Source organism: Chryseobacterium sp. WG14 (assembly GCF_024586945.1).
Lineage (GTDB): Bacteria > Bacteroidota > Bacteroidia > Flavobacteriales > Weeksellaceae > Chryseobacterium.
Genome location: NZ_JALCZD010000006.1, coordinates 199,261 through 211,912, shown reverse-complemented (window position 1 = coordinate 211,912; position 12,652 = coordinate 199,261). Strand labels below are relative to the sequence as shown.

The window sequence follows — 12,652 nt, the reverse complement described above, 5'->3', positions numbered from 1 at the left end:
ATGTTTTTTAAGATAAGCCATTAAATCTGACAAAAACCGGAAAGTGATCGCTGTATCCGCCTAAATACCGTGTACCGGCATAAGTTCGGAAAGGACGTCCTTCAAAATTTCTGGTCCTGCTGCTTATTTTCTCAGAATTGAATACGCAAGCCTCCTGAAAGGCAAGAGTTTTATGGTCAAGAAGTGATCTCGACATAATGATCTGATCATACAGCAATCCAGATTTATAATGAAAAGTAGAATAATTTCTTGTGGAAAACAATTCCTGAAAAGGATTCATCAAAACCTTCTCATGATTATTGTCATAGAGAATTTTTACTAAATTTTCATCATCCGGGTTTTCGTTAAAATCACCACACAATATAACATGTTCCTTATCATCATCTACAATTTTCAGGATCCGTTGCCGGATTTCGTTTAATATAAAAGCTCTTTTAGGTTTATTGATATCTTTTTCGCGCTTAGAGGGAAGATGGGCGATAAAGACATTAATAATTTCCCCTTTATATTTAACCTTAGAAAAAAGTACGTCCCTGGTTGTGTCGTAACTTCCTGTGTTTTTATTTGATATTTCAAAAAAGAAAGTAATGGTTTCAGAATCTACAACCTCTACTTTATTTTTATCATATAGCATTGCTACATCTACTTTTCTTTCATCCATAGAATTGTAATGTACAATTCCATATTCTGAATGAAAAGGATCCATCTCTACAAGTTCTTCCAAAACTTTCCTTCCGGAAACTTCAGATAAACCTATTATAAATGGCAATACACCATTCTCCTCCTTCATCAGTTGGAATACATGAGAGATTTTAAAAAGTTTATTTTTATATCTCTTTTCATCCCAGCTTCTTAAACCTGATTTTGTAGGGTCCAGTTTATGAACAGGTTTTGGATCAGGTAAAAATAAATTTTCAACATTATAAAAAGAGAATAGCTCCATCAGCACAAATTTCTATCTTTAGTTAGTATGCTCTTTTTCAATTATAAATTTACTATTTATTTTAATTTCTTTAATTAATATTTGTTAATCTCAAAATTAATTTTTCAGTAAGAAACGGTCAAATATAATAAAAATCACTAACAAAACAATACTTAGTGAATTAATTTTTCAATCATTTTGTGATATTACCTCAATATCGAAAATTGAGACAATAAGCAAAATTTAAAATAAATAAAATAAAATATTACCTTAAATAAAAAACTACTAATATTTTTCTTTATAAAATATCATATAACAAATATTATTCCATTTACAAATATGATAAATAGGTTTGATAAAAAACCATATTATTTTTTAAAGTAAATCGGGACGTTTTTCTTTGGTAATTCTTACGGCTTCGTCATGCCGCCATTCTTCAATTTTTGCAAAATTCCCGCTCAGTAAAATTTTAGGAACTTCCAGGCCTTTATAACTTTCGGGTCTGGTATAAATAGGTGGTGAAAGCAGATCATCCTGAAAACTATCTGTAAGAGCACTCTGTTCATCATTTAAAACACCCGGCAGCAATCGGATCACCGAATCTGCAAGAACACATGCTGCCAGTTCACCTCCGGTAAGCACGTAATCCCCTATTGAAATTTCTTTTGTAATATGAAGATCTCTTAGTCGCTGATCAATTCCTTTGTAATGTCCACATAGGAAGATCAGATTATTCTTTATTGAAAGTGTATTGGCAATTTTTTGATTTAAAGTGACTCCGTCCGGCGTCAGATAAATAACCTCATCATATTCTCTCTGAGATTTAAGCTCCGAAATACATTTATCCAGAGGCTCTATCATCATAACCATTCCTGCTCCGCCTCCATAGGGTTCATCATCAATCTGCCTGTGCTTATTGACTGCCCAGTCTCTCAAATGATGAAAATGTACTTCTGCCAATCCTTTATCCATTGCTCTCTTCAAAATAGAAGTTTGAAACGGACTTTCCATTAATTCCGGTAGTACGCTTATTATATCAATTCTCATTGTAATGTTCCGTTTTTCTTTGTAGGTATAATAATTAATCTTAAAGATGAATCTTTATTGAAATAGCTCCACATCCAGTTGAAAAATATGGCCAGCTTATTTCGAACGCTCAAAATTAACATTAAATGCAGAAACATCCAGAAATACCACGCAAAAAATCCCTGAAATTTTATAAACGGCAGATCAACAACAGCCCTATGTTTACCAATAGTAGCTAAAGAGCCCTGGTCATTATATTCATATTCTTTCCATTCGGAAGAATTTTTCTTTAAGAAATTTTTTCCTAAATTTTTCGCCTGATTAATGGCCACATTAGCAACCTGTGGATGCCCTTGCGGATATTTCGGAGTTTCCATATAGGCAATATCTCCGATGGCATAAATATTATCGTAGCCTTTTATTTTATTATGCCGATCTACTATATATCGGTTTCTTATTAATTTTTCTTCCGGAAAGCCGTCTATTACATTTCCTGTAACTCCTGCTGCCCAAATAACGTTATTGGACGGAATTTGTTTACCGCTTTTCAGATGTACCTTATCTCCATCATATTCTGTAACCACTTCCCCACTCATAAAAGTTACCCCAAGGTCTTTGAGGTATTTTTCAGATTGATCCTGTGCTTCATTACTCATCACGGCAAGAGGTTTTTCTGTAGAACTTACCAGAATAATTTTCAGCTGATCAAAATTCATGTAAGGATAATCTCTGGGTAGAATTTCTTTTTTCATTTCTGCAAAAGCACCTGCCAGCTCTACTCCGGTAGGTCCGCTTCCTACAATTACAATATTCCAGTTTCCGTCATCACTTCTGCTTTTTTCCAGGATCAGTTTTTCAAAGGTTGTTAAAACATGATTTCTGATCCCGATGGCTTCCTGAGTATTTTTCATCCCAAAAGCTTTGCTTTCAAGATCTTTATTTCCAAAAAAGTTAGTTTTGCAGCCTGTAGCTATAATCAGCTTATCGTAAGTAAATTCAGCTTCGTCGGTAACAACTTTGTTGTGGGCAGGATCAATTTCTTTCACCTCCGTCATACGAAACTGGGTATTTCTGGATTGCTGAAAAATCTTCCTGAAAGGAAAGGAAATATTGGAAGGTTCTATCCTTCCTGAAGCTACCTGATAAAAAAGCGGCTGAAACATGTGATGATTCACCCTATCCAGTACAATAACTTTTTTATTTTTATTATTTAATGTTTTTGCAAGCTGTAGCCCCGCAAATCCTCCTCCTATAATGATGATTTTTTCGCGTGTTTCCATAATAAACAAATTTACTGATTTTATTTAGCATTTAGTAGTGAAAAAAGTTAGTTTTGCAAAACTTTATGACACCAAAAAAGTACACCAAAAAAACTACCAAACAGCTCCATATCAATAGACGGAAGAACTATTTTTTCCGCAGGAAGGTAATATTGGTACTATTACTTATTGCATTGATAGGAACCGGTTTTTATCTGAAACAATCTGTCAGTTATTATTATGCTCTGTACTTTAATAAATTTAGTCACAAAAAACTTCATAACAGCGAGAGAGAGGCATTAAGGATTCAAAAAATCCTTACGGATAACCTTGATAAAACTTATGGCTTTGATATTTCCCATTATCAAAACAGAGAAGATATTAAATGGGACAGCCTCAGTATTGGAAATAAAATCATCCCATTAGAATTTGTCATTATGCGGGCAACTATGGGCAACCGAAATGCCGATAAGCATTTTGAGGAATTTTGGGGAAAAGCTCAAAAACACAACCTTATCCGTGGTGCTTACCATTTTTACAGAGCTGACGAAGATCCCATTATCCAGGCAAATAATTTTCTTGCTAATGTAAAGTTAGAAAGTGGAGACCTCCCTCCTATTTTAGATATTGAAAAAATTCCAAAACGTAAAACAAACAAAAAGCTGATAGAAGATCTTAAAATATGGTGCAAGATAATTGAAGATACCTATGGTGAAAAACCTATCATCTATACCTACTACCATTATTATAAAGACTTTTTAAAAGGTGAGTTTGACGGTTATCCACTTTGGTTAGCCAATTACAATGATGTTCCGTCCCCCTCACCTGATGACCGGTGGGACTTTTGGCAGTTTACCGAAAACGGCATTGTTCACGGTATCAATACCAAAGTGGATCTTAATGTTTATCGTGGAAATTCCTGGTCTTTAAAAAGGTTGACTATAGATTAAGTTGTTTGCCACTTTACAGCATATTCATAATCTCGTTCCAGGATCCTACTCTTTTATAGCTTTCATTTTCAACCAGCTCATTGTGAGGCTGTGTAAAGATTAACCTTTCTCCATGGAAATGATCAAGGTTCTTGGGATAATCATCAATCATCACATCTCCCGAAACGACTCTTTTACTTCCACAAAGAACAATCTGTTCCCAGGTAATAAATGGAAAATGCTCTGCGAGCCAGTCGTATTTCTCTCTTAAACTGTTAGGAAATTCCATTCCGGCTGAAACAATATACAGTTCATACTTGTTGTTTAAATATTCCATGGCTTCACGACTGCCCTCCATAACAGGTAAAGTTCTGAAAAAACCTACTTCATTAACGTGTTTCTTTCCGTTGGGGAATGCGTCTATTTCAGGTTTACCCGTCAAATCACTGATCTCTATTTCCGTTCCTGAGTCTCTTTTTTCAAATTGTATCAGCTGATGATATACATCTGCCATTACCCCATCCATGTCGACAATTACTTTTTTCATTATTTCAAATCAGATTTTGTGTTATTAAAATTATTCTTCTCAAAATTACTGAATAGTTTTTTCAGGTAATGAACACAGTCTATTAAAAAATTATAAATATTCATTTTTATAAAAGAAGTTCCGGAAAGTTTTATGGTTACATTTTCGTATTTTTGCGGTTCAATTCAAAATCAAAATCAAACCATTAATTTCCAATGAATTACGTTTCTGCCGAAAATCTTACCAAATCTTATGGTATCAAAGTTTTGTTCGAAAACATTTCTTTTCATATCAATGAAGGAGACAAAATTGCTATTGTTGCCAAAAACGGCAGTGGAAAATCTACCCTTCTGAAAATATTAATGGGTAAAGAAATTGCAGACAGCGGTACTGCAATCATCAGTAAGGATATCCAGGTTGTTCTTTTTGACCAGGAGATTCATTATGATCCTAATTTAAATATTGAGGAATTTATGATGACTCTGGATTCAGCTCCTATCCTTGCGTTGAAAAATTATCATAAGTCCCTTCATTCAACCGATAATGAATTCATTGAAAAAGCTTTGGCTGATATGGAGGCTCATAAAGCATGGGATCTTGAAAATGAAATGAAACAGATTCTTTCCCAGCTTAAGATCACTGATTTGGATGCGAAAATGAGTACTCTTTCCGGAGGGCAGATAAAACGTGTTGCACTGGCAAAGCTATTAACAGAAACCAGAGCCGAGCACAGACATACATTACTGATCATGGATGAGCCTACCAACCATCTGGATGTAGACATGGTAGAATGGCTTGAAAATTATCTGAATAAAGCTAAAATAACTTTACTGCTTGTAACCCACGACAGGTATTTCCTGGACAGCGTCTGTGATATTATCTGGGAAATAGAGGATCAGAATCTTTATCTTCATAACGGTTCCTACGCTACTTATCTTGAAAACAAGATGATCCGCGAAGAGAATCTCAGTGCAACTATTGATAAAGCCAACAACCTGTATAGAAAAGAGCTTGAATGGATGCGAAGACAGCCTAAAGCAAGAACAACGAAGTCTAAAAGCAGAATTGATTCATTCTATGAAACGGAAAAGGTAGCTAAAACCGATACCAGAAAACAAGGACTGGAACTTGATTTCGAAATGAAACGCCTCGGAAATAAAGTTCTGGAACTGAAAAATATTGATAAAAGTTTTGGAGATAAAGTTTTATTAAAAAATTTCAGCTATCAGTTTCAGCGTGGTGAAAAAATTGGAATCATTGGAAAAAACGGAGCGGGTAAATCTACCTTACTAAATATTATCCAGGGCTATGAAAAGGCCGACAAAGGAGAAATTGAAACGGGAGAAACTATTTCTTTCGGTTATTTTGCCCAGAAAGGTCTTACCTATAAAGAAGATGAGCGTGTTATCGATTTCATTAAAGAAATTGCAGAGTTCTATCCTTTAGCCAACGGAAGGAGTCTTTCGGCATCTCAGTTTTTAAGATTATTCTTATTTGATGATCAGGCTCAGTACTCTCCTATTTCAAAACTTTCAGGAGGTGAAAAAAGAAGACTTCACCTGATGTATATTCTTTATCAAAATCCTAACTTTTTGATTTTTGATGAACCAACGAATGATCTTGACCTTCCTACATTAACCGTTCTGGAAAACTTCCTGCAACAGTTCCAGGGATCTCTAATTATCGTTTCCCACGACAGATATTTTATGGACAGGATTATAGATCATGTGTTGGCTTTCGAAGGAGATGGAAAAATAAAAGATTTTGTAGGGAATTTTTCAGAATACCGTGAAGCAAAAAGCCGTGAGGATGCTTTAGAAAAAAATACAGCTGTAAAGGCAGAACCTGTGAAAGAAAATACTCCTCTGCCGGAAACCACACCATCTTCCAATGCTAAAAAAAGAAAGCTCACCTTTAAGGAACAAAGGGAATTGGAAACTATTGAAAAAGAAATGCCAAAGCTGGAAGAACAGCGTGCAAAAATATTAGATCAGCTTAATAATGAGACAGATTATGAAAAAGTGGTTAAACTTTCTGCAGAATTGGAAGCCATTTCTGAAAAACTGGAAAATCACGAAATGAAATGGCTGGAACTTCAGGAAGCTTTATAAATAAATGAAAGATAAGTTATAAGTTATGAGTTATGAATTATGAGCTGAAGCAAATCATAGCTCATAATTCATAATTCATTTTTTATAAATAGATTACTTTTTCTTCTTTTGTACTTTTTAGAGAGGCATCTATAATTTTCATATTCTGAATAACTTCTCTTCCCGGAGAAGGTAAAGCATATCCAAATACAATATGTTCATAGATCTCCTGGTAGTAATTCATATAATTTCCTGCTTCGCTTGAAGTTAAAATTCTTTCGGTTTCAAAATTTTCATTCAGGAAATTTAAAATTCCGTCCGGCTGTTTTAATGGTTTCACCCATTCCTTTCCATACACCGGAATAGCACCAGCTACCAATTCATTTTCCTGATTATCGGTTCTTTCCTGTAAGAAACTGCCCTTATCCCCATGTATACTATAGGCATTATGAGCTTCTTTACTGAAAACTGAAGATTTTAATCTAACTCTTAGATCATTTTTGTAAAATAAAAGAATCTCAAAATAATCATTCGCAAAATCCGGACCTTTCATAGAGAAGACATCAGCAAAAAGCTTTTCAGGATATCCGAAATACTGCACAGCCTGGTCTACGAGGTGAGCCCCAAGATCATGAAGAGAGCCTGAACCTATCTGATCAGGATTTTCTTTATGCTGCTTCCCACTGGGTATTGTCCGGAATCTGTCGAAACGAATTTCAGCTTCTTTAACGTTCCCCAGCTTTCCATCTTTTAAAATTTTCTGTACCTGCAAAAAATCACGGTCAAATCTTCTGTTCTGGTATACACTTAGAAAAAGACCTTTTTCTTCAGCCAGTTTCACCAGTTCTTCAGCTTCTTCAACATTGACGGTAAATGGTTTTTCAACAATAATATTTTTACCTGCTTCCAATGCCATTTTTGCATACTCATAATGCGTCTGAACCGGGGTATTGATTACCACCAATTCTATATCTGCACTTTGAAGCATCTCTTCTACCGACCGATAAATAGTAGCTTCAGGATATTTTTCTTTGGATTCTTCTTTGCTTCTTTCTACTACAGCAGAAATAAAAAATCCGGGATGTTCCTTTAAAAAAGGAGCGTGAAACACTTTTCCACTCATTCCAAAGGCACATAGCCCTGCTTTTACCAATTGCATAATTTTATTTTTATAACAAATATATTCATAAAAAGCTCCTTATTGTCTATCCACAGGAACAATAACAATAAAACACAGATAAGTGATTTAATTATATGACAAAAATCATATATTAATTTTTATCTATTCTAAACAAATACTTACTTTTGCGGCTTATTTAAAACTGTTCTACATAAAAATAAAATGAAAAAACAATTACTTTCTTTAGGGCTTTTGTTTACTGCTGTATCTTTGAGTGCACAGCTGAAAAATGCTGAAGCAGATACTATCAGAACCCAGACTATTGAAGACATTAATCTTCACAAAACGGGAAATCCTAACCAGGCAAGATCATTATCCACAAAATCTAACCTGACGGTAATGGAAAATCCGCAGGCCATTGCCATTGTAACTCATGAGATCATTGAGCAACAGCAGGCAAAACAGCTGAGTGATGTTCTTCAAAATGTTAATGGAATGTATGTGACTTCCTCGAGAGGTAATTCTCAGGACAGCTTTGGTGGGCGTGGTTTCATTTTAGGAAATGACAATATTTTTAAGAATGGTTCAAGAATAAATAGTGGCGTTTTTCCCGAAGTAAGCGGTCTGGAAAGAGTAGAAGTTTTAAAAGGAGCTAATGCAATGCTTTTTGGTAATACAGCTGCTGGTGGTGTTATCAATATGATTACCAAAAAACCTAAATTCAATTTTGGTGGAAGTGTAGGGCTGAATGGTGGAAGCTGGAATTCATATAAACCAACAGTTGATATCTATGGACCTTTATCCAAAAATATTGCATTCAGAATAAATGGTGCCTATGAGCATGCTGAAAGTTTCAGAGATATTGTAGAATCAGAGAAATATTACTTCAATCCTTCGTTCTTATTTAATTTAAGTGAAAAATCTCAATTAATTGTTGAGGCAGATTATCTTAAAAATAACTTTACTCCGGATTTCGGGATTGGATCTATTACTGAAAAAAACCAAAGCTATAGATTGAATGATGCAGTTTCCAGAAACACCTTCTTCGGAACTGACTGGCAATATCAAGATGTACAACAAGCTTCTACGAATGTAACCTTTAATCATCAGTTTAACGAAAGATGGTCTTTGAACGCTACTGCTTCTTACCAAAACTATACTAAAGATTATTTTTCTTCTGAAAGAGTACAATGGATATATGACACTAAAGATGCAACTGTAGATCCTAATAGATTATCCTGGAAAAGACCTTTTGGCAGAACTTACAACGAACAAAATTATACTTCTGCACAAGTAAACATCAATGGTGAATTCAATACAGGAAAAATCAACCATAAAGTTTTAATTGGTTCAGATGCTGATTATAGCCAGGCGGATGCTTATGCTTATAATATTACAGCTCCTAAAAATCTTCTATATTTAGATGATCCTTCAACATGGGGAAGTATTGATATGCCCAATTCTACTCTCAATACAAGAAATAGAATCAATACAAGAAGAATTGGGATCTATGCACAAGATTTTATCAGCTTAACAAAGCAACTAAAAGTAATTGCAGGGCTAAGATGGTCTTATATAGAAAATATGCCTACACTAACAACCCGCTTTACATTAAATGATAAAATTGAAGTAGCAAATTCTTCAACGTCTGACAATGCATTTTCTCCAAAAATAGGTTTGGTTTATGCACCGAATGAAAATCTTTCGGTGTTTGCAACTTATACGAATTCGTTTGCTTCAAATGCAGGATATACTTCAGATCAATTTGGTAGTGTAAATACCAACCAACCTGTTACTGATGTTCAAAATCAGTTAACTACTTTATCAAAACAAAGCATAAAACCTTCAACAGTTGACCAATACGAAATTGGTATCAAAAAGAATTTCTGGAACAATGCTTTAGCAGTTAACTTAACGGCTTACCAGATTATGTACAATAATTATTATCAAACATATTGGTTCGCTTCTGGTTCCAACGGAGCACCAGTAAATTCCACAGATACTAATCTGAAGGAATTTTCAGGAAATATGAGAAGCCGTGGAGTAGAATTAGACATTACAGGAAATCCTACAGAAAACTTATCTATAATCGGAGGTTTTTCTTATAACAATTCCGTTTACATTGATACTCCTGAAAAGGGATATGTTGAAAATCAAAGACTGGTAAGAACACCTGCTACAACAGCGAACGCTTCCGTTTTCTATAAATTTACAAACTATGTAAAAGGCTTAAAAATTGGAGCTGGAATTTATTACATCGGAGACAGAATCGCTGGATGGAATGATTCAAAATCTACAAACGCAAGTAGAAACAACGTGAGTAGAATGTTTGATTTAAAAGACTACACAACTGTTTCTTTATCTGTAGGCTACGAGTGGAATAAGTTCTCTATCCAAGGGAAAGTGGGTAACTTGTTTGATGTTGTAAACTATAACGTTCACGAGAATTATTCTGTAAACCCAATTACGCCGAGAAATTATTATTTTACATTGACGTACAAACTTTAGAAATAAGTAAACATTTATTTCTCAACTCAAGTGGAAATTGCATTTTTGCAGTTTCCACTTTTGAAATTTAAAAAACAAACTATATAATATGGATAAGATTAAAGACACAAGAAGTTTCATGAGGGTTACACACCGTTACCTTGGATATTTTCTTGCGGGAATTATGGCTGTGTATGCAGTAAGCGGAATTCTGCTTGTGTATAGAGATACAGACTTTTTGAAGAATGAAAAAAAATATGACAAAACCGTACCTGCCCATCTTTCAGAGAAGGAACTTGGAAAAGAATTGAAAATTAAAGGTCTGGAAGTTGAAAAAACAGAAGGAAATATTCTTCATTTTAAGCAGGGAACTTATGACAGCACAACAGGTAAAGCTCAATATGCAAAAAAAGAACTTCCGTTTGTACTGGATAAAATGGTAAAACTTCATAAATCCCAATCCAAAGATGCAATCTCCCCTTTAAACGTATTTTTCGGAGTTGCTCTTTTCTTCTTTGTTATCTCAAGCTTCTGGATGTTTAATCCTAAAACTAAAGCTTTCAAACGAGGAATAAAATTTACGATTGCAGGATTAATTATATCCGTGATACTTCTGTTCATCTAAAGAAGAAAGTTAAAATCTGAATACTTGTTATTATGATCTCAACAAATAACTAGTAAAAAGAGAATAGATATTTTTTTTAAAATTAATTATATTCAATTTAGTGCCATTCTTTTTACGTAATATAATTGCGAAATATTCATTAATTATGTTAAAAAAATTAATTCTATCTTATTGATATCGTTAACAATAATTTTGAAAAATTATCTAAAATTAGGAGTCTGGCACATTTATTGTTTTTTCTATAATTCGTGAATAATAAACATTTAATTATTAAAATAATAAATTATGAAAAAACTTATTTTAACAGGGATATTAGCCGTAGCAGGCTTAACAGCAACTGCAAACGCTCAGATTCAAAAAGGTAATTGGATGGTAGGTGGTAACCTTGCAGGCGCCAACTTCGGTTTAAATAAAGGAGGTGGTTATGATTTCAATATTCAGCCGAAAGGAGCTTACTTTATTGAAGACAATATTGCTATTGGGGGTTATGTAGATTTAGGTTTCAAAGGAGCTAAAGATGCACCCACTACTTTCACGTATAACGTAGGAGCATTAGGACGTTACTACCTTAATCCGGGAGAGCAGGGAGTAAGCAATCTTTTACACCACGGAAGATGGTTCTTAGAAGGTAATTTAGGTGTAGGAGGAACATCAATCTCTAAAGGAGGTTCTTCTTCTAACGGACTTAACTTCGGATTTGGTCCTGGTTATTCATATTTCATTACGCCAAACATCGGTTTAGAAGGATTGGTGAAATATGACGCTAACGCAGGATTCGGAAGTGGAGGTTATACCAACAAAATTACTTTTGGTCTAGGATTCCAGATTTATCTTCCAACATCTAAAGGAAAACAAATCATCAACGACGTTAAGTAATCACTGAAATACTTATAAAAATTGAAAGCGCCCTGAAATTATTTCAGGGCGCTTTTCGTACAAATAAAACTAAACTATAAAAAATCAAATAAATCATATATTGGGTTGGGGCGTATATCTCAGATAAGGTTTTATTACTGTAACTCCTTTGGGGAATTTTTCCCTGGCTTCTTCTGTAGATATTGCAGGTGGTATAATAACGTCATCACCATACTTCCAGTTAACAGGTGTAGCGACTTGATGGCTATCTGTAAGCTGTAAAGAATCCAGCACTCTCAGTATTTCATTAAAATTTCTGCCCGTTGATGCGGGATAGGTAATAATGAGCCTCACTTTTTTTGCAGGATCAATGATCAGTAGAGAGCGGACTGTAGCTGTAGCAGAGGCATTCGGATGAATAAAATCATACAGCTCTGACACCTTTCTGTCTTTATCAGCAATAATAGGAAACTGTAAGTCTGTATTTTGGGTCTCATTAATATCCTTAATCCAGTTTTGATGATCTTCTACTTCATCCACACTCAGGGCGATCACCTTTGTTCCTCTTTCAGCAAATTCGGCCTGCAGCCTGGATGTGTAGCCTAGCTCTGTAGTGCAAACCGGAGTATAGTCTGCCGGATGTGAAAATAAAATTCCCCATGAATCTCCAAGATAATCATAGAAGTTGATATCTCCTAAAGATGAAACTGCCTGAAAGTTTGGCGCTGTATCTCCTAATCTGATTGACATATTATTCGCGTTTGTTAGTCTACAAATTTAGTAGACTTTTTGGAACTAACAAAATTTTTCTTG

At 34.5% G+C, this 12,652-nt stretch carries 11 protein-coding genes; 5 read left to right on the top strand and 6 right to left on the bottom strand.

Going from position 1 to position 12,652, the window contains the following annotated elements; translation table 11 throughout:
• Positions 1-7: 7 nt before the first annotated feature.
• From MP478_RS12650 to MP478_RS12640, 3 genes are all read right to left on the bottom strand, one after another.
• Positions 8-943 carry an endonuclease/exonuclease/phosphatase family protein gene (locus MP478_RS12650; RefSeq protein WP_257190925.1) on the bottom strand — a complete coding sequence of 312 codons (936 nt, stop codon included), beginning with the start codon at positions 941-943 and terminating at the stop codon, positions 8-10.
• A gap of 354 nt (positions 944-1,297) precedes the next feature.
• On the bottom strand, positions 1,298-1,969 hold the full coding sequence (gene trmD, locus MP478_RS12645) for a tRNA (guanosine(37)-N1)-methyltransferase TrmD (protein ID WP_230038041.1): 672 nt from the start codon (positions 1,967-1,969) through the stop codon (positions 1,298-1,300).
• Positions 1,966-3,228: an NAD(P)/FAD-dependent oxidoreductase gene (locus MP478_RS12640; RefSeq protein WP_257200648.1), complete on the bottom strand. Its 1,263-nt coding sequence runs from the start codon at positions 3,226-3,228 to the stop codon at positions 1,966-1,968. Before MP478_RS12640 ends, trmD begins: the two co-directional genes overlap by 4 nt.
• Before the next feature lie 65 nt (positions 3,229-3,293).
• Between MP478_RS12640 and MP478_RS12635 the strand changes: the two genes are divergently transcribed.
• Positions 3,294-4,157, top strand: coding sequence for a glycoside hydrolase family 25 protein (locus MP478_RS12635; RefSeq protein ID WP_257200647.1), 864 nt, complete (start codon positions 3,294-3,296; stop codon positions 4,155-4,157).
• A 13-nt stretch (positions 4,158-4,170) separates the two neighbouring features.
• On the opposite strand, the gene MP478_RS12630 is transcribed toward MP478_RS12635, so the two are convergent.
• On the bottom strand, positions 4,171-4,683 hold the full coding sequence (locus MP478_RS12630; RefSeq protein WP_230038047.1) for a 5'(3')-deoxyribonucleotidase: 513 nt from the start codon (positions 4,681-4,683) through the stop codon (positions 4,171-4,173).
• 194 nt (positions 4,684-4,877) lie between these two features.
• On the opposite strand from MP478_RS12630, the gene MP478_RS12625 reads away from it, so the two are divergent.
• A complete protein-coding gene (locus MP478_RS12625; protein ID WP_257200646.1) occupies positions 4,878-6,773 on the top strand; it encodes an ABC-F family ATP-binding cassette domain-containing protein in 1,896 nt (631 codons plus the stop codon).
• Positions 6,774-6,855: 82 nt separating this feature from the next.
• Here the strand turns inward: MP478_RS12625 and MP478_RS12620 are convergent, their stop codons facing one another.
• Positions 6,856-7,911 carry a Gfo/Idh/MocA family oxidoreductase gene (locus MP478_RS12620; RefSeq protein ID WP_257200645.1) on the bottom strand — a complete coding sequence of 352 codons (1,056 nt, stop codon included), beginning with the start codon at positions 7,909-7,911 and terminating at the stop codon, positions 6,856-6,858.
• 183 nt (positions 7,912-8,094) lie between these two features.
• Here MP478_RS12620 and MP478_RS12615 point away from each other — a divergent pair, with 183 nt between their 5' ends.
• The 3 genes from MP478_RS12615 to MP478_RS12605 all read left to right on the top strand — a co-directional run bounded on the left by MP478_RS12615 (position 8,095) and on the right by MP478_RS12605 (position 11,860).
• The gene (locus tag MP478_RS12615) at positions 8,095-10,380 is read left to right on the top strand and encodes a TonB-dependent siderophore receptor (protein WP_257200644.1); all 2,286 of its coding nucleotides are present in this window, start codon (positions 8,095-8,097) and stop codon (positions 10,378-10,380) included.
• 88 nt (positions 10,381-10,468) lie between these two features.
• Positions 10,469-10,984, top strand: coding sequence for a hypothetical protein (locus MP478_RS12610; RefSeq protein WP_230038054.1), 516 nt, complete (start codon positions 10,469-10,471; stop codon positions 10,982-10,984).
• Between the two features lie 285 nt (positions 10,985-11,269).
• Complete coding sequence (locus MP478_RS12605; RefSeq protein WP_230038056.1) at positions 11,270-11,860, top strand: porin family protein; 591 nt, start codon at positions 11,270-11,272, stop codon at positions 11,858-11,860.
• A 93-nt stretch (positions 11,861-11,953) separates the two neighbouring features.
• On the opposite strand, the gene MP478_RS12600 is transcribed toward MP478_RS12605, so the two are convergent.
• The gene (locus MP478_RS12600; protein WP_230038057.1) at positions 11,954-12,589 is read right to left on the bottom strand and encodes a peroxiredoxin; all 636 of its coding nucleotides are present in this window, start codon (positions 12,587-12,589) and stop codon (positions 11,954-11,956) included.
• Positions 12,590-12,652 lie beyond the last annotated feature (63 nt).